Genomic DNA, 21,179 nt, shown 5'->3' on the forward strand with positions numbered 1-21,179 from the left:
CCGCCGACCGAGGAGAAATTGGTGTCCGACAAGAAGGTGTTCTTCACCGGGGGTGGCGGGTTCATCGCCGCGCACGTGATCCCGCTGCTGCTCGAGGGCGGCTACACGGTCCGGATCTTCGACAACATGACCCGCGGCGACCGCGCCCGCGTCAACGAGTTCGTCGCCACCGGCCAGGTCGAGCTGGTCGAAAAGGACGTCCGCTACGGCGGCGCGGTGCGCGAGGCGATGCGCGGCTGCACGCACGTCATCCACTTCGCGACGGTGTCGATCAACAAGTCGATCGCCGATCCGCACGAGTCGATCGACATCAACATGATCGGCAACCACAACGTCTTCGCCGCGGCCGCCGACGAGGGTGTCGAGCGGCTGGTGTTCGCCTCGACCGCGTCGGTCTACGGCGACCCGAAGCGGCTGCCGATGCACGAGGACGACGAGCTGCGCCCGCTCACGCCGTACTGCATCTCGAAGCGCGCCGGCGAGGACCTGCTCGGCTTCTACGAGCGCCAGAAGGGCCTGTCCTGGAACGCGCTGCGGTTCTTCAACGTGTACGGCCCCGGCCAGAAGATCGAGGCCTACTACACGTCGGTGATCAACCACTTCATCCAGCGCCTGCGCGCCGGCCAGCCGCCGATCATCGACGGCCGCGGCGACCAGTCGATGGACTTCGTGCACGTCACCGACCTCGCGCACGCCGTCGTCGCGGCGCTGGAGTCCGAGAAGGCGAACCTCCCGATCAACATCGGCACCGGCATCGACACGTCGATCGCGGCGCTGGCCAAGATCCTCATCGAGGCCGTCGGCGTCGACGTCGAGCCGCTGTTCAACGAGCGTGACGTGCTGGTCTCGCGCCGCGCCGCCGACATCACCCGGGCGCGGGAAGTGCTGGGCTGGGAGCCGCGGATCACCGTCGAGGACGGGATGCGGGATCTGGTCAAGGAAACGGAGTGACAACCACTGCGGGGCCAGGCCAGGGGCGTGCGATGCGCATCGCGGTGGTGAACAACTTCTTCCCGCCGCGCGTGGGCGGCAGCGCGCACATGGCGGCCTCGCTCGCGGCGCAGTTCGCCGCGGCCGGGCACGAGGTCCTGGCGATCACGGCCGCGTACGGCGAGGCCCCGGCCGAGGAGGAGCGCGACGGCTACCGCGTCGTGCGCTTCCCGGCGGTGAAGATGCCGCAGATCGGCCTGTCGATCGACTTCGACATGAGCTTCGCGTCGCTGCGGCCGGGCAACTGGCGGCGGCTGTGGAAGCTGCTGGACGAGTTCAAGCCGGACGCGATCCACCTGCACGGCCAGTTCTTCGACCTGTCGTGGCTGGCCGGCATCTGGGCGCGGCGGCACGGCGTCCCGGCGCTGCTGACCATCCACACGCTGCTGATCAGCGACAACAAGCTGTACGGCGGGGTGTTCCGGCTGCTCGACGCGGTGCTCGTGCGGCCGATGCTCGCCTACATCAAGCCGCGGTACGTCATCCTCGACAAGCTGGGCGTCGACTACTGCGTGGACCGCTACGGCACCAGCGACGCGAACTCCGAGTACTTCCCGATCGCCGTCGACACCGGCCACTTCGCGAAGCCGGTGACGAAGGACGTCCGCGCGGAGCACGGGATCGGCGACGCGCCGCTGATCGTGTCGCTCGGCCACGTCATCCCGCTGCGCAACCGGTTGCCGCTGATCGAGGCGCTGCCGTCCATCTTGGACAAGCACCCCGGGGTGCGGGTGGTCGTCGTCGGCCGCGTGTACCACGACGCGTTCCTCAAGCGGGCCGCGGAGCTGGGGGTTTCGGACGCGCTGGTCGTCACGGGCGCGGTGCCGAAGGAGGACGTCCCGGCGTACTTCGCGGCGGCGGACATCGTCACGCACGACCTCAACGGCGGCTGCGGCACCGCGTCGCTGGAGGCCATGCTGTCCGGCACGGCGACGATCGCGTCGGTCACCGAGGACAACTACCCGGGCATCGAGCTGCGCAACGGCGAGAACGTGCTGCTCGTGCGCCCGGACGACGCGGAAGCCGTGGCGCGCACGGTGATCGAGCTGCTCGACGACCCGGATCGCCGGGCCCTGATCGCGCAGCGCGAGAGCGAGCTGGTGCGGTCGAACTTCGGCCTCGACGTCGTCGCGGAGGAGCACCTCCGCACGTTCGAAAAGCTGGTGTCGGAAGCCGATGTTCTTCGATGACGAGCGCAGCCACCGGCTGCGCCCGCAGATCCTGACCGAGCTCGTCTCGCAGTACATGAACGACGCCGAGCGCGCGGCTTTTTACGGCTTGCCGCCGACCTGCCGCGTGCGCGAGCGCGTGAAGATCATCAGCCCCGAGAACCTCGAGATGGGCGAGCACTGCTGGATCGGCGAGGGCGCGGCCCTCGACGCGAGCGGCGGCCTGGAGATCGGCGAGCACACCAGCATCGGCCTGAACACGCTGATCTTCACGCATTCGAGCTGGCTGGCGAACATGACGCTGCAGAACCACTCGGGCAGCGACCTGATCGAGCGCAAGCCGGTGAAGATCGGCAAGGGCTGCTTCATCGGCGGCCTGGTGGTGATCATGGCGGGCGTGACGATCGGCGACTTCGCGACGGTCCAGCCGAACTCGGTGGTGGCGAAGGACGTTCCGCCGCGGACGCTGGTGGCGGGCAATCCGGCGCGGGTGTTCCAGCGGTACGACGAGGAGTACATCCAGTCCGAAGTGGACCGGGTGCGCGCGGAGAACGCCCGCCGCCGCGAGATCGCGGAGTCACACGGGCAGAACACTTCGGGCTGGGGAGCCCCATCGGGCGACTACTCAGAGGAGTAGCGATGCGGCAAGCTGGCGTGAGAAGATGACGTCCAGTAACTGACGGTGAGGAGAAGGCGGATGAGCGTCATGGAATGGCCTCACCATCTGCTGTCCCTCGACGACTGGACTGAACTACCGGAAACCCGGGAGTTCCATGTCGAAGTGGTCGAAGGAGTTCTCGCAGTGTCGCCGCGTCCGTTGCTGGCTCATCAGTGGGCGGTCACCCGCCTCGGGTATTGGCTCAACGAGCGGCTTCCGGCCGAGTACAGCGCGTGGAGCGAGGTCGAGGTGGTCATCGCCGAGACGCCGCTCACCGTACGGGTGCCCGACGTGGTTGTGGCTCGCACCAAGGTCATGGAGACCAACCCGGCTCGGCTCCAAGCCGGTGATGTGCGAATGGTTGTCGAGGTCTTGTCCGAGGGGAGCAGGCGGACCGACCGGGTCACGAAGTTCTCCGAGTACGCCGAGGCGGGTATCGACCACTACTGGATCGTCGATCTCGACCCACCGATCAGCATGGTCACGTATCAGCTGGTCGATGAGGACTACGAAGACTTCGGGGAACAGTCCGGCGTCGCCGAGCTGGAGTTCGCCGGTGCCGAGCTCACCATCGACCTGAACGCCCTCACCACTCCGCGCGCCCAACGGCCCTGACGTGGATGACGGCGGCACCGGCGCCGGACGCCGGCGCCGCCGTCGTGAAACCGCCCGATCCTCCCGGCGGCGAAGTCCCACGCACGGATCCGCACGCTCCGTACGCTGGACAATTTAGTACTCAGTGACCGAGCGCGAGATATCGGTTACACAACGTTTCGTCGACCTCGGCGTACGCTCACAAGATCCACGGAGCAACCTTCCGGCGCGCCGGCCGTCGCTGGGAAGGACGGAACGAGGTGACGCATGGCGCGTGGCGACGAGGAGTTCGCGGAGTTCGTTCGCGCGTCGTCGGCCCGGCTCACGCACGCCGCGTTCCTGCTCACCGGCGACCGCCACCAGGCGGAAGACGCCGCCCAGACCGCCTTCACGCGCACCTACGCGGCCTGGTCGCGCGTCCGGCACAAGGACGCCTACGGCTACGCCCGGACCGTCCTGGTGAACCACGTCATCGACGGCTGGCGGCGCCCGATCCGCGAGTACGCCACCGAGGCCATGCCCGAGCGGCAGGACGGCTCCGACGTCGACAAGGCCGTCACCCAGCGCGCCTGGCTCACCGCGGTGCTCAAGACGCTCACCGCCCGCGAACGTGCCGTCGTCGTGCTCCGGCACTTCTTCGACCTGCCGGAAGCCGAAGTGGCCCGTGAGCTCGGCGTTTCCCTGGGTACGGTGAAGAGCACGAACTCGCGGGCGCTGGCCAAGCTGCGACTCGAAGCGGCGGACCCGGAGGACACGCTGATCGGGAGGAGCGGGCGGTGAACGAACTCGACGACTTCCGCGCCGCCCTCCGGCAGCCGCCCGGCGAGCCCTTCGCCGAGCCCGATCTGGCCCGGATCATGGCCGACGGCACGCGCCTGCGGCGTCGCCGCCGCCTGCTGACCGGGGCCGCCGGGGTCGCCGCCGCGGCCGCCGTCGTGCTCGTCGTGGTGTTCGCCATCCAACTGCGGCAGCCCGCGTCCGCGCCGGTCGCGCAACCGCCCGCGCCGGCGCCGGCCGTGTCCACGACGTCGCCGGCGCCGGCCGCGGAGCAGCCGATCGGGGACGTCGTCGGCACCGGGATCCGGACTCAGTCGGGCGAGCTGGTCTTCTACGCGCGGGCCGTCGACGCGCCGGAGCTGCCGGACATCCGGTTCGGCCTGGTGGCCGGCTTCCGATCCGGGGCCTCGCTGCAGTCCGTGCTGGCGACGAACGAGTTCCGCGGCTCCGACCGGTCCTTCGGCTTCCACGCCACCGACGGCGGCGAGGTGCTCCGCGACCAGCTCATCCCGGTCTTCGGCTACTTCGCCGGCCCGGCGGCGAAGATCACGACCACGGTGCACGGCCGGACCGTCGAGGCGCACCTGGCCCGGTGGACCGCGGACGCGAACGTGGTCATCTTCTGGTTCGACCCCGCCGCCGTCCCCGACGCCGCCGTCCTGACGCCGCTGGTCGCCTACGACGCCGACGGCAAGCGGCTCACCAAGTAGGCGGTACCCGGCCACCCGATGCGGGCGTAAGACGTGGATCGTGACCTCTCGACGAGCGTTCCTCACCGCGTCGGCCGCCCTCGGCCTGGTGGCCGCCGCCGCTCCGGCCGGCGCCGCCGAACTGGGAGATCGCGGGCCCGGCGTCCCGGTCCGCCCGCAGCGTCCCGATCCGGAACTGCGCGCGCTGCTCCGCCAGGTCGACGACCGGCGGATCGAAGCGACCGTGCGGCGGCTGGCCGCGTTCGGCACCCGGCACACGCTGTCCGCCCAAGACGACCCGGTCCGCGGCATCGGTGCCGCGCGCGACTGGCTCTTCGCGCAGTTCCAGCAGGTCGCGGCGACTTCCGGGGGACGGCTGAGCGTCGAGCTGCAGTCGTACGTCCAGCCGCCCGCCGACCGGATCCCGGTGCCGACGAAGATCACCAACGTCGTCGCGACGCTGCGCGGGTCCACCGATCCCGGCCGCGTGTACGTCGTTTCGGGGCACTACGACTCGCGCCGCACCGATGTCATGGACTTCACCGGGGACGCGCCGGGCGCGGACGACGACGCCTCGGGTGTCGCGGTCGTCCTGGAGCTGGCCCGGGTGCTCTCGGCCCGGCAGCCGCCCGCGACGATCGTCTTCGCCGCCGTCGCGGGCGAGGAACAGGGCCTGTACGGCTCGCGGTTCATGGCGCAGCAGTTCAAGGCGGCCGGCACCGACGTCCAGGCGATGTTCACCGACGACATCGTCGGCTCGAGCCGCGCCGACGACGGCACGCGCGATCCGTTCACGATCCGCCTCTTCGCCGAAGGCGTTCCGACGGCGGAAACCCCGGCCGAGGCGACCCTGCGCCGCAGCATCGGCGGCGAGAACGACTCCCCGCCGCGGCAGCTGGCCCGGTTCGTGAAGTCCGTGGCGGAGAACGACGCGACCGGCATGACCGTCCGGGTCGTCTACCGCCGCGACCGCTACCTCCGCGGCGGCGACCACATCGGCTTCCTGGAACAGGGCTACCCGGCGGCGCGGTTCACCGAACCGAACGAGGACTTCGCGCACCAGCACCAGGACGTCCGCGTCGAAAACGGCGTCCAGTACGGCGATCTGCCGGAGTTCTGCGACTTCCCGTTCACCGCCCGGGTCGCGCGGGTGAACGGCGCCGCGCTGTGGTCGCTGGCCACCGCGCCGGGCACGCCGAAGGGCGTGAAGATCCGCACGGCGGCGCTGACGAACGACTCCGAGCTGCTCTGGACGGCCACGCCGGGCGCCACGAGCTACGAGGTCGTCTGGCGCGAAACGACCGCCCCGGACTGGACGCACGCCCTCGACGCCGGCCCGGCGCTGACGGCGAAGATCGATCTGTCGAAGGACAACGTCTTCTTCGGCGTCCGCGCGGTGGGCGCCGGCGGGCGCCGGAGCCCGGCCGCGTTCCCGGTGCCGGTGAGCTAGGCCGCGGCCTGCGTCAGGACCTGCTCGACGACGTGGTGCGAGGGCAGGATCAGGTCGCGCTCGGCGGCGGCGTCGATCTTGCCTTCGAGGAGGTCGCAGAAGCGGTCCAGCTGGGTGGCGAGGGGCTCCCGGGCCGTGACGAGCTCCGGGATCTCGATGACCGTCTGCTGCCGGTAGCCGAGGCCGTCCGGGGTGACGGAGTCGTGCGAGATGTGCCGGTAGATCGTGACGTCGCGGCGCAGCAGGTCGATCTCGATCAGCCGGTCGAGCTCCGACACCATCAGCGACCGGACCTTCCGCTGCCCCAGCCGCGAGGCCGACACCGTGGCCAGGCCGGTCGGGAACGACAGCACCGTCTCGATGGTGTCCTCGGCGCCGTCGGCCGACTGCGGGTGGAAGTAGCCCGCGCCGGAGGTCACGCGCTTCGGCGTCGCGCCCCCGAAGAACTGGATCGCCAGGTCGACGTCGTGCACCAGCAGGTCCCACGCGACGCCGGTCTTGATGCGCGGCGCGTACGGGCCGTGGCGGCGGGCCATCAGGTGGATCGGCTCCTGCACCAGCGCCCGCGCGGTCATCACCGCCGGGTTGTAGCGCTCCAGCAGCCCGCACATCAGCGGGATGTCGTTCTTCGCCGCCAGCGAGACGATTTCCTGGGACTTCTCGAAGCTGTTGCAGACCGGCTTCTCGACCAGCATCGGCTTGCCCTGGCGGAAGATCTCCTGCGCCAGGTCGTAGTGCACCTCGGTGGCCGACGCGAGCACCACGGCGTCCACATCGGACAGTTCACCGATCTCCGGCGTCCACTGCGTTTCGTACCGCTCGGCGACGGCCCGGCCCGCTTCCTCGCGCGGATCGATCACGCGGACCAGGTCGACGCGCTCGTTGCCGGCGAGCACGCGGGCGTGGAGGGAACCCATGTTCCCGGTACCGACCAGAGCGATCCGATGCGTCATGCGCCCAGTACCTCGCGAACGGTTTCGATGATGGTGTCCAGGTCGGACTCGGTCAGGTGCGGGTGCACCGGCAGCGACAGCGCCTGCTCCGAAACGGCGCGGGCCACCGGGAAGTCCTCGACGCGCGCGCCCGGGATCAGGTCGTGACCCGCGTAGCAGTCGTAGTCGAAGACGATCTTGGGGTAGTAGATGCCGTTGCCGATGCCGCGCTCGGTCAGCGCCGCGGCGAGCTCGTCGCGCGACAGGAACGCGTGCGGCCCGACCAGCACCGTGTACTGGTGCCACACGTGCTCGCGGCCCGGCAGCACCTGCGGGACGTCGAGGCCCGGCGTGCCGGCGAGGCCCTCCGACAGGCGCTTCGCGTTCGCCTGGCGGGCGGCGGTCAGCTGGTCGAGCTTCGCCAGCTGCGGGATGCCGACGGCGGCGTGCAGGTCGGTCATCCGGTAGTTGTGCCCGGCGACCTCGTACTGGTAGCGGGCGCGCATGCCCTGGTTGCGCAGCACGCGCAGCTTGTCGGCCAGCGCGTCGTCGTCCGTGGTGATGACGCCGCCCTCGGCGGTGGTGATGTTCTTCGTCGCGTACAGCGAGAAGCAGCCGATGCCGAACGAGCCGGCCGGCTTGCCTTCGAACGACGCGCCGACGGCCTGCGCCGAGTCCTCGATCACGTGCAGGCCGCGCTCGGCGGCCAGGGGCGCGAGCTTGCCCATGTCGGCCGTCTGGCCGTAGAGGTGCACCGGCATGAGGACCTTCGTGCGGTCCGTCACAGCCTTCGCGACGGCATCCGGGTCGATCGCGAAGTCGTCGCGCCGGATGTCGGCGAACCGGACGGTGGCGCCGGCCTCGAGAATGGCGTTCAGCGTCGCCACGAAGGTGAACGGCGAGGTGATGACCTCGTCGCCCGGCCGCAGGTCGAGCACCTGGAGCGCGGCCACCAGCGCGGTGGTCCCGTTGTTGACCGCGATCGCGTGCTTCGTCCCGGAGACCGCCGCGAAGGCGTCTTCGAAGCGCTTGACCATCGGTCCCTGTGCGATGGCGCCGGAGCGCAGCACCTCGACGACGAGGTCCTCCGCGTCGCGGACGTCGACCACGGTGATGGGGATCATGGGCAGTCTCTCTCGGCAGGCGATTTCGGCGCGTCCGGTACAGTGAGCCGCCGGTTCTGCGCCCGGCTGCCCTGCAACAACGCGGGCCACACGTTACCGGGCGCGATGGCACGCCCAGTACCCAGCCGCCGACGAACGGATACCCGCCCGTGGCCAACCGCATCCACCCGACCGCCGTCATCGGCGAAGGCGTCGAGCTCGGCGAGGACAACGTCATCGGGCCGTTCGCCGTGGTCGCCGGGCCGGTCCGGATCGGCGACGGGAACTGGATCGGCCCGCACGTGACGATCGGCACGCCCGGCGAGGACCGCAGCCGCCCCCACCCGGCGGCCTGGGAAGACGCCCCGACCGGCGACCCGGACCACGACGGCCACGGCGTCGTCATCGGCAGCCGCAACCGGATCCGCGAGTACGTGAGTGTCCACCAAGGGACCTGGCGGACGACGACGGTCGGCAGCGACGGCTACTACCTCCGCAACTCCCACATCGCGCACGACTGCCTGGTCGGCGACGGCGTCACGATCGCCTCCAACGCCGTCACCGGTGGCCACTGCCACATCTGGGACGGCGCGAACCTCGGCATGGGCGCGATCCTGCACCAGAAGGTCGTGATCGGGCCCGGCGCGATGATCGGGATGGGTTCGGCGGTGCGGCGCGAGATCGGCGCGTTCACCATCGCCGTCGGCAACCCGGCCCGCGTCACCGGCGTCAACGTGGTGGGCCTGTCCCGCCGCGGTCTCGACGAGGAGACGATCGAGGCACTCGGGCCGTGGCTGAAGGGCAAGGAAGGTCTCCCGGACGTCACGCTGCCCGGCGACCTCTCTACCTTGGTAAAGGCGTGGGACGCCCGCCCGCGCGAAGAGCACTAGGAGCTGCCTGATGTCGGAAGTCGCCCCCAAGCTGCGCGAGGTCTTCGTCGAGGCGCTGGACCTCGACGGCGGCGTGGACGTCGAGAACCTGAAGTACCGCGACATCGAGGCGTGGGACTCGGTCGGCCACATGGCGCTGGTCGCGGCCATCGAGGACGAGTTCGACGTCGAATTCGACACCGACCAGGTCATCGACATGTCGAGCTTCAAGGTCGCCGTCGACATGGTGACCGAGCTGCAGTCGAAGAATGACTGATTTGCCGCTGTCCGGTCGCGTCGCGCTCGTCACCGGCGGGACGCGGGGGATCGGCCTGGCCACCGCCCGCGCTTTGGTGGAGTGGGGCGCGACGGTGGTGCTCACCGGCCGCGACGAGGCTCGCGCCAAGGAGGCGGCCGCCTCGGTGGGCGCCTCCGGGCTCGCGCTGGACGTCACCGACGCGAAGGCGGTGTCTTCGCTGGTCAGGGGGGTCGCCAAGGAGCACGGCAAGCTGGACGTCGTCGTCGCGAACGCCGGGATCATGGAGGACGCGCTCCTCGGGATGATCAAGGAAGACCTCGTCGACACGACGCTGAGCACGAACGTCGCCGGCACGCTGCACACCGTCCAGGCCGCGGCCCGGGCGATGATGCGGAAGAAGACCGGCTCGATCGTCGTGCTCGCTTCGATCGTCGGCGAGTACGGAAGCGCTGGTCAGACCGTGTATGCGGCGTCGAAGGCGGCGGTGGCGAACATCGCGCGTTCGGCGGCGAAGGAGCTCGGCCGGTCCGGCATCCGCGTCAACGCGGTCGCGCCGGGCGTGATCGAGACCGATCTGACCGCGGGCCTGAGCGAGGACGCGAAGGCCGAAAACTCGGGCCGGACGCCGCTCGGGCGCCTGGGCCGGCCCGAAGAGGTCGCGAACGCGATCCGGTTCCTGGTGAGCGACGAAGCGTCGTTCATCACCGGCCAGGTGCTGGGGATCGACGGAGGCTTGGTGCTGTGACGTTGCTGGGTGCGGGGGCTCGGCTGGTGGACGTGGCCGGGGGCCGCACGCTGGCGGGCGCGGAACTGGCGGCCGAGGTCGGCCGCGCGATGGAGGCGCTGAGCGCGCTGCCCACCGGGGTCGTCTTCGCGCGGATGGCGGTCGACCTGCCGAGCGTGCTGACCTACCTGGGCGCGTTCGAGTCCGGGCGCGCGATCGCGCTGATCGACCCGGCCCTCGACGCCGACGTGCTCGCCGGGCTGGTCTCGCGCTTCCGCCCGGCGGCCGTGCTGTCGGCCTCCGGTGACGCGCCGGACGGGTACTTCGTCCGGGGTGACGACTGGGTCCGCTCTTCGGCTGACGGCGTCAGCCCGCACCCCGACCTCGCCGTCCTGCTCCCGACCAGCGGCTCGACCGGCAACCCGAAGCTCGTCCGGCTTTCCCGCGAGGCGATCCTCACCAACGCCGACGCCATCGCGCAGGTGCTGCACATCGACGCCGACGAGGTCGCGCCGACGTGCCTGCCGCTGCACTACAGCTACGGCCTGTCGGTGCTGAACTCGCACCTGGTGCGAGACGCGACCGTCGTGATCGAGCCGTCGGGCGTGCTCGGCCGCGGGTTCTGGGACGCGGTGACCGCCCACGGCGTCACGTCGCTTTCGGGTGTCCCGTACCACTACGAAATGCTGCGGCGGCTCAAGTTCGACCCCGCGAAGTACCCGACGCTGCGGACGTTGACGCAGGCCGGCGGGAAGCTGCGCGACGAGCTGATCGCCGAGTTCAACGACAGGATGCTCGCCGTCGGCGGCCGGATGTACGTCATGTACGGCCAGACCGAGGCGTCGCCGCGGATGACGACGGTGCCCGCCGAACGGCTGGCCGAAAAGCTCGGTTCCGCCGGGCCGGCGCTGCCGGGCGGGAAGTTCTCGGTCCGCCGGGACGACGGCTCGGAGACCACGCACCCGAAAATTGTCGGTGAGGTCGTCTACCGTGGGCCCAACGTGATGATGGGCTATGCGGACGACGAGTCCGGACTGGCCAAGGGCGACGAATTCGGTGGCGTGCTGGCCACCGGTGACCTCGGGTACCTCGACCAAGAGGGCTACCTGTTCATCACCGGCCGGCTCAAGCGCATCGGCAAGGTCTTCGGCAACCGCGTCAGTCTCGACGACCTCGAGCAGGCCGCGCGCACGGCGGCGGTGGGGATCGACGTGGTGGCCGCGGTGGCCGCCGGAGACAAGGTCGTGCTGTTCGCCGAAGGGGTCGACAAGGACATCTGCAAGGACGCGTCGCGGGCGCTGTCCGAGCGGCTGCACCTGCACGTCAGCGGGTTCGACGTCCGCCCGATCGAAACCGTGCCGCTGCTGGCCAGCGGCAAGATCGACTACCGGACCTTGGAGGGGCGGGTATGAGTGTGTTCACGCGGTCGCAGGCCGACCGGGAAGCCTTGCTGCTGCCCGAGCTGGCCGCGCTGACGGCCCACCACCGGGCGAACTCCGAGGGCTACGACCGGATCTTGGCCTCGCTGGGGATCGCGTCCGACGCCTCTTTCGCCACGATCGCCGACCTGCCGTGGCTGCCGGTGCGCATGTTCAAGACCCACGACCTGAAGTCCGTGCCGGACAGCGAGGTGTTCAAGACCCTCACGTCGTCCGGCACCACCGGCGCCGGCGCGTCGCGGATCTACCTGGACAAGGAGGCGGCGGGCGCGCAGACCAAGCAGCTGGGCGCGACGCTGCAGGAGGTCCTCGGCGGCGAGCGGCTGCCGATGCTGATGGTCGACACGATCGGCATCATCAAGAACCGCCGCTCGTTCTCCGCGCGCGGCGCCGGCGTGCTGGGCATGGCGAACTTCGGCCGCAAGCACACGTACGTGCTCGACGAAAACGACCAGCCGGACATCGAGGCCGTCAAGAAGTTCCTGGCGGAGTACGGCGACAAGCCGTTCCTGATCTTCGGTTTCACCTTCATGGTGTGGCTGTACCTCTACGAGGTCGCGCGGGACCACGGGCTGGACCTGTCGAACGGCATCCTGATCCACAGCGGTGGCTGGAAGAAGCTGATCGATCGCGCGGTCGACAACACGGAGTTCCGGCGGCGGTTCAAGGAGGACACCGGGCTCACCCGGATCCACAACTACTACGGGATGATCGAGCAGATCGGCACGGTGTTCCTCGAAGGCCCGTCCGGGAACTCGCTGTACTGCCCGGACTTCGCCGACGTCGTGATCCGGAACCCGGAGACGTGGGAAGAGCAGCCGGTCGGGGCGCCGGGCGTGATCGAGGTCGTCTCGACGCTGCCGCGGTCCTACCCGGGGCACGTCCTGCTGACCGAAGACCTCGGCGTGTACAACGGCATCGACGACGGCGACTGGCCGGGCAAGCACTTCTCCGTGCTCGGGCGGCTGCCGAAGGCGGAGGCCCGCGGCTGCTCCGACACGTTTTCGGGAGCGGCGGCATGACTTCCCTGACCCAGCGGTTCCCCGCCGCTTCCGGCATCGAGGTCGGCGAGCTGGTCTCCCAGCTGCGCGCTGAGCCGCCGGGTGGCCGGTTGCGCGTCGGCGACCCGCGGATCGTCGAGTTCGTCACGAAGTTCGCCCGCAAGCTGCTGGCCCCGGCCACCGCGCGCCGGTTCCCGGAGCTGGCGTCGCTCGGCTTCTTCCTGCGCAAGGGCGAAATCGCCAAGGCGCTGTCCACTCTGGACACTTCGGGCACCGCGCTGCGGTTCCCGCGCGGGCTGGTGTTCCACGTGCCGCCGGCGAACGTCGACACGATCTTCGTCTACTCGTGGGCGCTGTCCGCGCTGGCGGGCAACCACAACGTCGTGCGGGTGTCGTCGCGCTCGGCGGGGGCCGCCGAGGCGGTGCTGGAGGCGCTGAACGCGGCACTGTCCGAAGTGGACCCGGCGACCGCGGCCGCCATCACGGCCACCCAGCGCATGGTGACCTACGACCGCAGCGACGAGGTGAGCGGCGCCCTGTCGCTGGCCGCGGACCTGCGCGTCATCTGGGGCGGCGACGGCTCGGTCGCGGCCCTGCGCAAGTACCCCCTGGCCCCGCACGCGCGTGACCTGACGTTCCCGGACCGGTCCTCGTTCGCCGTCGCGTCGGTGGCGGGCTGGCAGCGAGCGTCCTCCGAAGAGCGCCGCGCGGCCGCCGAAGGCTTCTACAACGACTCGTACTGGTTCGACCAGGCCGCCTGCTCGTCCCCGCGCGCGGTGTTCTGGGTCGGCGACGAGCCCGGCGCCCGGGCCGCGGGGCAGGAGTTCCGCACGCTGCTGGCGGCGGTGCTGGAGACGAAGCAGCACGTCACCGAGCCCGCGATGGCGGTCCAGAAGCGCGTCTCGGCGTACGGCGCGGCGGCCGACGGACTGGTCAAGGAGATCGCGTTCCAGGGCAACGGCCTGGCCACGCTCGAGCTGACCGACCCGGCGGTGCTGCCGCGCGAGTGGCTCGGCGCCGGCACGTTCGCCAACGCGCGCGTGTCCTCGCTGGCCGACCTGGTGCCGATCGTGCTCCGCAAGGACCAGACGGTCAGCCAGTTCGGCTTCACGGCCGAGGAGCTGACGGCGTTCGCGCACGAGCTCGCGGGCCGCGGCGTCGACCGGATCGTGCCGTTCGGCTCGGCCCTGACCTTCTCGGCGGTGTGGGACGGCTACGATCTGCTGTCCGAGTTCAGCCGCCTGGTCACGGTCCAGGCCTGAGGAGAGCCGTCGATGACGACAGTTGAGGACCTGCCGGCTGCCGGCAAGCAGCCGAAGTCCACCCGGGCGAAGATCCTCGACGTCGTCCGGTGGGTGGCGATCCTGCTGGTCATCGGCTTCGCGGCGAAGCAGCTGGCGGCCAACTGGGGCGAGTTCTGGCACACCCTGCGTGATGTCGCCTGGGAGTCGTCCCTGCTCAGCCTGGTCGCCCTGGTCGCGGCGATCCTGGTGTCGACCTGGGGCTGGCAGGTGATGGTCGACGACCTGGGCGAGCCGATCGGCTACGCCCGCGGTGCGCAGATCTGCCTGGTCGGCTCGCTCGGCAAGTACGTGCCGGGCTCGGTCTGGGCGTACCTGCTGCAGATGGAGCTGGGCCGCAAGGCGGGCCTGGCCCGCGCCCGGATCTTCACCGGTTCCCTGATCCAGCTCGGCGTGGGCGTGGTGTCGGCGCTGGTGGTGTCGCTCCTGGCGGCCCCCGCGGTGTTCAGCAACAGCCCGCGCGCGCTGTGGCTGTTCGTGCTCATCCCGCTCGGCCTGGCGATGCTGCACCCGAAGATCCTCACCTGGGGCACCTCGCTCGTGCTGCGGATCCTCCGCCGTCCGCCGCTGCAGCACCCACTGGGCTGGCGCGTGATCGGCAAGGTCTTCGGCGCCTCGACAGCGGCGTGGTGCCTGCAGGGTGTCCACCTCTGGCTGCTGGCCAACTCGGTGGGCACGCCGGGCCTCAGCGGCTTCGTGCTGTGCGTGGGCGCGATGGCCGTGGCGATGACGGTGGGCACGTTCGCGTTCATCCTCCCCAGCGGCGTCGGCGTCCGCGAGGTGGCCCAGGTCGCGGTCCTGACGGCCAGTGGCTTGACGGTCGGCCAGGCCACGGCGTTCGCGGTGGCGTCCCGCGTGATGTTCACGGTGGCGGATCTCCTGACGGCGGGCTTCGCGGCGGTCGCGGCCCGCTCGGTCCGCCCCGCGGCCACCCCCGCCTGACCCGGGGTTGTCCCCCGGTTGTCCACAGGCCTTACGCACATGTGGACAACTCCGACCCGCTCGCTGGAGCGCATGCGCTGGCCGGCCGGTGCCGCGCGGTGCCCGAGCTGCCCACCGCGCGGCGGTGACCACGCTCGATCGCCCGGCCGACCAGAGCCGCCGACGCCGAGCCCACCCCTCACGGCACCAGCCGGTAGATCACCGCGTCCGGGTTCCGGTACACCGCCCTCAAGAACGGCTCGCCCGCCAATCCGGTCAACCCCGGCTGATAAGGCCGGCCCGGTTCGGCGGCCGGTTTTCCCAGAATGACCCAATGGATGTTCAGCCGGCGCACCGCCGCCCGCACCGCCGGGTCCGTCGAATAGTTTCGAAAGCGGTTCGCCAGCAGCACCGCGTCCGCCGGTGGGGAAGTTTCGTCGAAATGCGCGGCGACCGTTCGAATTCCTGTCAACGCGTATGTCCACGCGGTTCCGTCGAACCGGTCGTTCATGGCCCATTCGCCGGGTCCGGCCCGCGCGCCGAGTTCCGCCATCGCCGTCTGCTCACCGGGCGTCACGGGCAGCGTCGACGGGTCCGCCGCCTGGTAGCCCAGGTACACCTGGTGCCCGTTGGAGCGGACGTACAGCCCGTTCGTGAGCAGCACGAACCCCAGCAGGACCACCGAGACGACAGCGACCGGCGGGACCCGGGACGGCAGCCGATCGCGTAGCCAGGCCTGTGTCGAGGCCAGGCCGTGGGCCGCCAGGACCGACAGCGGGACCGCGGCCATCGAGAAGAACCGGTACGGGTCGTCCCACCAGGGCCGCGACAGCGCCATGGCGATCGGTGCGTTCGACGACGCCACCGCCATGTAGGCCAGGCCGGTCACCGCCGCCGTCAGGCCGATCCAGCGCAGCTCACCCGCCCGCGCGAAGAACACGATCCCCAGGAACAACGCCACCGACAGCCACACCTGCGGGTGCGGCTCGAGGTGCTGGAACCCCAGCAGCGCACCCAGCGCCGTCGAGGCGCGGTACTCACTCGGCCAGCCGTAGTACGGCACCGCCAGCCCCAGTGCCCCGAACAGCTGCAGCCAGGCCACCAGCAGCGAAACCACCGCGATCGGCAGCAGCGCCAGGAGGTCGCGGCCGAGCCGGCGCCACCCCGTGAGCCAGCGCTGCACCAGCAGCGGCCCGGCGAACAGGATCCCGCCGAACAACGTCGACGAATGAATGCACAGCAGCCCCGCCGCGGCCAGCACGAGCACCAGCGCCGTGTCCGGTGCGGGCCGCTCCAGGTAGCGGCGCAGGGCCACCGCGGCCAGCGGCGTCAACGCCACCCCCAGCGCGAACGGCAGCAGCGGCCCCCGGCTCATCGACTCGTAGACGCCCATCACCGGCGCCACCGCCGTCAGCGCCACCGCGCCGGCGAGCACCGCCCGGCCGCGGAACTCCCGCACCAGCGTCACCAGCGACAACGCCAGCAACGCCGGCAGCAGCACCGTGTTCGCGTCCAGCGTCTCCGGGATCGACACCCCGCCGAGCCGGTAGGTCACCGCCGCCAGCAGGTGGTAGGCGTTGGGGTAGAACACCGGCGCCGCGTCGCCGTACCAGTTCACGTGGCCCGTGCCGAACAGGCTGCCGTCGCCCGTGGCGGCGATGTAGCGGACGGCGTTGCCGTGGTAGACCGCGTCGAAGCCCTGCGGGAGCGCCCCGATGCAGCCCAGCCCGAGCAGCACGGCGGCCGTCCCGATCGCCGCCGCGAACAGCAGGCACGCCAGCACCGCCAGGTGCCCGCGCCGCGCCCACAGCCCCGGATCGGGCGCCGGTCGGCGGCGGCGCACCGTGCTCCTCCGGACACCGAAGGCGATCGCGGCGAACACGACGGCCGAGCCGGCGTAGGTCAGCGGGGTGAACGGCAGCCCGGCCGCCGCGGCCCACGGACCGGTCAGCCCGCCGGCGGCGTAGCTCAGCAACGGCGCCATCCCGGCCACGACCCAGCCGCGCAAACCCGCGGCGAGACCGATCACGAGACCGGGCACGACGATGACGACAATGGCGATGCCGGCGGAGAGCACGCTCGAGACTAAGCCCGGAATGGCCGGCCGGATGCGCTGTGCCGGCACCCCGATCGGTGCTTTTCCGGGACGTCACTTCAACCGTCGGAGGCGGCACCCGTTCGGGTTATTCTGGGCCGTGAATTTCCCTGATTGACTGTCGCCGGCGAAGTGATCCGCCCCAATTCGGGCCTGTGCTCGGCTCACGGGAAACGCCTCGCCGCCGAGGACCGATAACCTGGCCGGGGAACCGGCCGGGCGGGTGCGGTGACGAGGTGGAGGGGGCCGGGTGGTCTACGCGGTCGTGGTGGCGTGGCTGGTCGTCGCCGCGATCGTGGTGCTGACCTGGCACCGCCTCGACGCCGACCGCGGCTGGCGCGCGTTCGTCCTGACCCTCGTCCTCGGCCTTTCCCTGCTGCACCAGCTGCTGTTCGCGACCGTCACCGAGGACGCGCTCGTCACGTTCCGCTACGCGCAGAACATCGCCGACGGCAACGGCCCGGTCTTCAACCCCGGCGAACGCGTCGAGGGGTACACGAACTTCCTCTGGCTGGTGCTGGTCGCCCTGCCGCGCGCCGCGTTCGGGGCCGACGTCCGCACCACGGCCGTCGTCCTGGGGGTCGTCGCCGCGCTCGGCTGCGTGCTCGTGTCCTGCTTCCTGGTCAACCGGATCGTCGCCGCGCCGCGCCCGGCGATCGGCGTCGCCGCCGCCGTGCTCACCGCGAGCGCCGGCGGCCTCGCCGTGTACGGGGCTTCGGGCTCCGAGGTCCCGCTGTTCGTGCTGCTCGTCCTGGCCACCGGCTACGCGCTCGCCGCGCGCCGCCCGGTCGTCGCCGGGGTGCTCGTCGCTTTCGCCGTCATGACCAGCCCGGAAGGCCTGGTGGTCGCCGTGCTGGCCGGCCTGTGGCTCGCCGGCGCCGCGCTCAAGGGGAGGCACAGCTGGTGGGCGCCGGTCGGGTACGTGCAAAGCGCGCTGGTCTTCCTGATCCCGCGGCTGGCCTGGCGCGCGACGTTTTACCAGCACTTCGTCCCCGCGCCGCTGGCCGCGAAGCTCGGTGGGACGCTCGACGCGCGCGTCGCCGCCGGCTGGCCGTACCTGTCCGGGTTCGCCCTGGCGCACCAGGGATTCCTGCTGCTGGGGCTGGTCGCCGCGGTCGCGCTGGCGCTGCGCCGCACCGAAACGGCGGCTCGGGGCGATGCCGTGGTGGGCGCGGCTGCCGTTCGCGGGTCCCGGGAGGCGCCGGCTCGGGGTGAAGCCGCGGTGGGCACAGCGGCTTCCCGGGTGGCGGAGTCCCCGGCTCGGGGCAATGCCGTGGTGGGCACCGCCGTGGAGGCCCGGGCCCTGCTCTGGCTGTTGTTCGCGATGGCCGCCGGGCTGGCCACGGCCGCGGTGCTCATCGGCGGCGATCCGGGCCCGTCGTGGCGGCTGCTGGCCCCGCTGCCGCCGCTGCTCGCCGTCGCGGCCGCGGGGACGTACGGCGTGCTGACCGTGAACGTCGTGGCCAAGCCGTCGCCGCGGCCGAAGCCGTGGACCGGTGGGACGCGGCTGGTGCCGGTGACCGCCTGCGGGCTGGCCGGGATCGCGATCCTCGTCTCGGTGTTCAGCCCCGAGATGCTCGACCGCGTCCGCGTCTGGCACTCGCACGGCACCGAGCTCGCCGAAATCGGCGGCTGGCTGGGCGATTACCTGCCGCCCGGATCGGTGGTCAGCACCGCCGCGCCCGGCGCGCTCGCCGCCCACGGCGGGCCGTTGCTCATCATCGACGTCCTCGGCCGCACCGACGACCACATCGCCCGCGAAGGACGGCACGACGGCGGCACCGCGACCGACTACGACTACGTCGTCAACGTCCGCCGCCCGACCGTCGCCGTGCCCGCCGACGGCGGTTACGCCGACCGCCAGCACTGCGCGATCGACCCGGTGTACGCGGGCAAGTACGAGGTCGCGACCTTCCGCCGCGTCGGCACGCCCTACTGGGTCTCGGTGTACCCGCGGGCGGAACAGGTGAAGACCCTGGTCGCCGACCTCGACCAGGGACCGGACTTCCGCTACGTACCCTGTCCTTCGTGAAGCTCGAGGCCCCGGACCGGCAGCTGAGCGCCGAGGCGCGGCTCGGGCTCGGGGTGTTCGGCACGTCGCTCGCCCTGTTCGTGGTGCGGTTCCTGGTGCCGCGGCCGATCGCGATGTCCAACAACGGCGACGGCGGCCGGGTGCTGTGCGGTGCCGGGATCACCTGGAAGGGCCTGCCCGAGCCGTTCGTCCACCTCGCCTACACGCCCGCGCCGGGGACGCCGCCGTGCCGCCCGACGTACCTGCTCACGCAGAGCTGGCTCGCGGACCTCGCCGTCCGGATCGGCCGGCTGATCGGCCTCCCCGGCACGCTGAGCCTCGTCATCCTGGGCCTGCTGAGCAGCGTCATCGCGGCGGCGGCGATCACCGCGATCGTGCTCGGCCTGCCGCACCCGCGCCGCACCCGGCTGTTCGTGGCGGCCGGGCTCCTGCTGGTCGTCGCGGATTCGGCGTTCTTCGGGTACTTCGCGGCGATCCTCGGCGAAGGCGCGGCCTTCCTCGGCCTGCTGCTCGCCGCCGGTGGCCTGCTCCTGACCGCGCGCGAGGGCCGGTGGAGCCACGCGGGCATGGCGGTGACGTTCGTGGGCGGCGTCCTGGCGGTCAACGCCAAGGTCCAGACGCTGATCATCCTGCCGATCCTCGCGCCGGCGATCCTGCTGGTCCGGCCGGGCAGGCTGCGCGGGGCCAAGCGGTGGGCGTCGGCGGTGCTGGTCATCGGCGCGATCGGCGCCGTCACGCTCTACGCGCAGCAGAGCGTCGAGCCCGCGCGAGCCCCTGACGGCACGTACACCGAGTTCCCGGGCGACGACTCGCGCGAGATCAACGTCTTCAACTCGATCTTCCTCAACATCGTCGACGGGCGGCACGACACCCGGGCCGACCTGGCCGAGCTCGGGCTGCCGCCGTCGTTCGCGCAGTACGCGGGCAACGGCTGGTGGCACCCGCACCCGGCCACGATGGACCCGCTGTACCCGCGGTACCGCGACAAGATCAGCCGCCGGAACGTCGTGACGTACTTCGCCACGCACCCGGGCCGGACCCTCGAGGTGCTCGACCGCGCCGCGACCGACCAGCTCACGGCGCGCCCGGACTACCTCGGCAGCTTCGACCAGAGCGCCGGGTTCCCGCCGCACGCCCAGGAGCACCGGGTGCCGGTGGTGTCGTGGCTGACCGGCCTGATCGCCCCGCTCGGGCTGTTCGCGCTGGTGCCGATCTGGCTGATCGCGGCGGTCAGGGCCTGGCGACGACGCCGGACCGCGCTGGGGGTCGCGCCCGCGTTCCTGCTCGCCGTCTCGGTGACGCAGTTCGGCACGGCGGCGCTGGGCGACGGCATCGAGGGCGTCAAGCACCAGTCCGTCGCCCTGTTCGCGCTGCTGATCGCGCTCGTATTGTGTTCTTCCCCGCTGAACCGTCGTTCCGAACCTACGGTCCCGTAACCTTGCCGGATGGCTGACCTGGTTTACCCGCCCGTGATCGCGGCGGCCCGGACGATGTTCCGGGTACTCGACAACCGCATCCGGATCGAAGGTGCGGAGCACATCCCGCGCCGCGGCGGTGCGGTCATCGCCTGCAACCACGTGAGCTACCTGGACTTCATCTTCTGCGGCCTCGGCGCCCGCCCGGCCAAGCGGCTGACGCGGTTCATGGCGAAGAAGGAGATCTTCGACAACCGCATCGCCGGGCCGCTGATGCGCGGCATGCACCACATCTCCGTCGACCGCTCCGCCGGGCTCGCCTCCTACCGCGAGGCGCTCGGGAAGCTGCAGTCCGGCGAGGTCGTCGGCGTCTTCCCCGAAGCCACCATCAGCCGGTCGTTCACCGTCAAGGAGATCAAGTCGGGCGCCGTCCGGATGGCCGCGGCGGCCCACGTCCCGGTGGTGCCGATGGCGCTGTGGGGCACCCAGCGGCTCTGGACGAAGGGCCGGCCGAAGGACCTGACCCGCCGGCACGTGCCCGTCTCGATCCTCATCGGCGAGCCGATGCACCCGGCGAAGGGTGACGACTGGGACGTCGTGACCAAGGAGCTGCGCACCCGGATGAGCGCGCTGCTCGACCGGGCCCAGGCCGAGTACCCGGACCAGCCGGCGTCCGACGAGGACCGCTGGTGGCTGCCCGCCCACCTGGGCGGCACGGCGCCGACCCCGGCCGAAGCGGCCGAGCTCGACCGCCACTAGAG

The 21,179-nt window shown here is 71.2% G+C and carries 20 protein-coding genes; 17 read left to right on the forward strand and 3 right to left on the reverse strand.

What is annotated here, in order from left to right; all coding sequences use genetic code 11:
- The first annotated feature begins 21 nt into the window (after positions 1-21).
- The 7 genes from C2L58_RS33275 (at position 22) to C2L58_RS33305 (ending at position 6,327) form a co-directional block, all read left to right on the forward strand.
- Positions 22-951, forward strand: a complete 930-nt coding sequence (locus C2L58_RS33275) for an NAD-dependent epimerase/dehydratase family protein (RefSeq protein ID WP_103341621.1) — start codon at positions 22-24, stop codon at positions 949-951.
- Between the two features lie 32 nt (positions 952-983).
- A complete protein-coding gene (locus tag C2L58_RS33280) occupies positions 984-2,180 on the forward strand; it encodes a glycosyltransferase family 4 protein (protein ID WP_103341622.1) in 1,197 nt (398 codons plus the stop codon).
- Positions 2,167-2,796 carry an acyltransferase gene (locus C2L58_RS33285; RefSeq protein WP_103341623.1) on the forward strand — a complete coding sequence of 210 codons (630 nt, stop codon included), beginning with the start codon at positions 2,167-2,169 and terminating at the stop codon, positions 2,794-2,796. Before C2L58_RS33280 ends, C2L58_RS33285 begins: the two co-directional genes overlap by 14 nt.
- Positions 2,797-2,856: 60 nt before the next feature.
- The gene (locus tag C2L58_RS33290; RefSeq protein ID WP_199191574.1) at positions 2,857-3,432 is read left to right on the forward strand and encodes a Uma2 family endonuclease; all 576 of its coding nucleotides are present in this window, start codon (positions 2,857-2,859) and stop codon (positions 3,430-3,432) included.
- 246 nt (positions 3,433-3,678) lie between these two features.
- Entirely contained in the window at positions 3,679-4,191 is a 513-nt protein-coding gene (locus C2L58_RS33295) for a SigE family RNA polymerase sigma factor (RefSeq protein WP_103341624.1), read from the forward strand.
- Positions 4,188-4,898 carry a hypothetical protein gene (locus tag C2L58_RS33300; RefSeq protein ID WP_103341625.1) on the forward strand — a complete coding sequence of 237 codons (711 nt, stop codon included), beginning with the start codon at positions 4,188-4,190 and terminating at the stop codon, positions 4,896-4,898. The genes C2L58_RS33295 and C2L58_RS33300 overlap by 4 nt, the downstream gene beginning before the upstream one ends.
- Positions 4,899-4,938: 40 nt before the next feature.
- Positions 4,939-6,327, forward strand: coding sequence for a M20/M25/M40 family metallo-hydrolase (locus tag C2L58_RS33305; protein WP_103341626.1), 1,389 nt, complete (start codon positions 4,939-4,941; stop codon positions 6,325-6,327).
- Here the strand turns inward: C2L58_RS33305 and C2L58_RS33310 are convergent.
- Positions 6,324-7,280, reverse strand: a complete 957-nt coding sequence (locus C2L58_RS33310) for a Gfo/Idh/MocA family protein (protein WP_103341627.1) — start codon at positions 7,278-7,280, stop codon at positions 6,324-6,326. The genes C2L58_RS33305 and C2L58_RS33310 overlap by 4 nt on opposite strands.
- A complete protein-coding gene (locus C2L58_RS33315; protein ID WP_103341628.1) occupies positions 7,277-8,383 on the reverse strand; it encodes a DegT/DnrJ/EryC1/StrS family aminotransferase in 1,107 nt (368 codons plus the stop codon). The genes C2L58_RS33310 and C2L58_RS33315 overlap by 4 nt, the downstream gene beginning before the upstream one ends.
- A 149-nt stretch (positions 8,384-8,532) precedes the next feature.
- Here C2L58_RS33315 and C2L58_RS33320 point away from each other — a divergent pair, with 149 nt between their 5' ends.
- Genes C2L58_RS33320 through C2L58_RS33350 form a run of 7 tightly spaced genes read left to right on the forward strand, consistent with a single transcriptional unit; the run spans position 8,533 to position 14,897 of the window.
- Positions 8,533-9,252 carry a UDP-N-acetylglucosamine acyltransferase gene (locus tag C2L58_RS33320; RefSeq protein WP_103341629.1) on the forward strand — a complete coding sequence of 240 codons (720 nt, stop codon included), beginning with the start codon at positions 8,533-8,535 and terminating at the stop codon, positions 9,250-9,252.
- A 10-nt stretch (positions 9,253-9,262) separates the two neighbouring features.
- Positions 9,263-9,508 carry an acyl carrier protein gene (locus C2L58_RS33325; RefSeq protein WP_003096467.1) on the forward strand — a complete coding sequence of 82 codons (246 nt, stop codon included), beginning with the start codon at positions 9,263-9,265 and terminating at the stop codon, positions 9,506-9,508.
- On the forward strand, positions 9,501-10,235 hold the full coding sequence (locus C2L58_RS33330; protein ID WP_199191575.1) for a glucose 1-dehydrogenase: 735 nt from the start codon (positions 9,501-9,503) through the stop codon (positions 10,233-10,235). Before C2L58_RS33325 ends, C2L58_RS33330 begins: the two co-directional genes overlap by 8 nt.
- Positions 10,232-11,626 carry an AMP-binding protein gene (locus tag C2L58_RS33335; RefSeq protein WP_103341631.1) on the forward strand — a complete coding sequence of 465 codons (1,395 nt, stop codon included), beginning with the start codon at positions 10,232-10,234 and terminating at the stop codon, positions 11,624-11,626. Before C2L58_RS33330 ends, C2L58_RS33335 begins: the two co-directional genes overlap by 4 nt.
- Complete coding sequence (locus C2L58_RS33340; RefSeq protein ID WP_103341632.1) at positions 11,623-12,675, forward strand: LuxE/PaaK family acyltransferase; 1,053 nt, start codon at positions 11,623-11,625, stop codon at positions 12,673-12,675. The genes C2L58_RS33335 and C2L58_RS33340 overlap by 4 nt, the downstream gene beginning before the upstream one ends.
- Positions 12,672-13,916 carry an acyl-CoA reductase gene (locus tag C2L58_RS33345; protein WP_103341633.1) on the forward strand — a complete coding sequence of 415 codons (1,245 nt, stop codon included), beginning with the start codon at positions 12,672-12,674 and terminating at the stop codon, positions 13,914-13,916. Before C2L58_RS33340 ends, C2L58_RS33345 begins: the two co-directional genes overlap by 4 nt.
- Positions 13,917-13,928: 12 nt before the next feature.
- Positions 13,929-14,897, forward strand: coding sequence for a lysylphosphatidylglycerol synthase transmembrane domain-containing protein (locus tag C2L58_RS33350; protein ID WP_103341634.1), 969 nt, complete (start codon positions 13,929-13,931; stop codon positions 14,895-14,897).
- 178 nt (positions 14,898-15,075) lie between these two features.
- Here C2L58_RS33350 and C2L58_RS49990 read toward each other — a convergent pair whose 3' ends face one another.
- Positions 15,076-16,953 (reverse strand): DUF6541 family protein, encoded by a 1,878-nt coding sequence (locus C2L58_RS49990; protein ID WP_103341635.1) that lies wholly within the window; start codon positions 16,951-16,953, stop codon positions 15,076-15,078.
- A 268-nt stretch (positions 16,954-17,221) separates the two neighbouring features.
- Here C2L58_RS49990 and C2L58_RS33360 point away from each other — a divergent pair, with 268 nt between their 5' ends.
- Genes C2L58_RS33360 through C2L58_RS33370 form a run of 3 tightly spaced genes read left to right on the forward strand, consistent with a single transcriptional unit; the run spans position 17,222 to position 21,177 of the window.
- Complete coding sequence (locus tag C2L58_RS33360) at positions 17,222-19,003, forward strand: hypothetical protein (protein ID WP_103341636.1); 1,782 nt, start codon at positions 17,222-17,224, stop codon at positions 19,001-19,003.
- Positions 19,000-20,439 (forward strand): glycan biosynthesis hexose transferase WsfD, encoded by a 1,440-nt coding sequence (gene wsfD / locus C2L58_RS33365; protein WP_103341637.1) that lies wholly within the window; start codon positions 19,000-19,002, stop codon positions 20,437-20,439. Before C2L58_RS33360 ends, wsfD begins: the two co-directional genes overlap by 4 nt.
- A 9-nt stretch (positions 20,440-20,448) precedes the next feature.
- Positions 20,449-21,177: a lysophospholipid acyltransferase family protein gene (locus tag C2L58_RS33370; RefSeq protein ID WP_103341638.1), complete on the forward strand. Its 729-nt coding sequence runs from the start codon at positions 20,449-20,451 to the stop codon at positions 21,175-21,177.
- Positions 21,178-21,179 lie beyond the last annotated feature (2 nt).

The sequence above is a fragment of the Amycolatopsis sp. CA-126428 genome, assembly GCF_002904335.1.
Taxonomy (GTDB): domain Bacteria; phylum Actinomycetota; class Actinomycetes; order Mycobacteriales; family Pseudonocardiaceae; genus Amycolatopsis.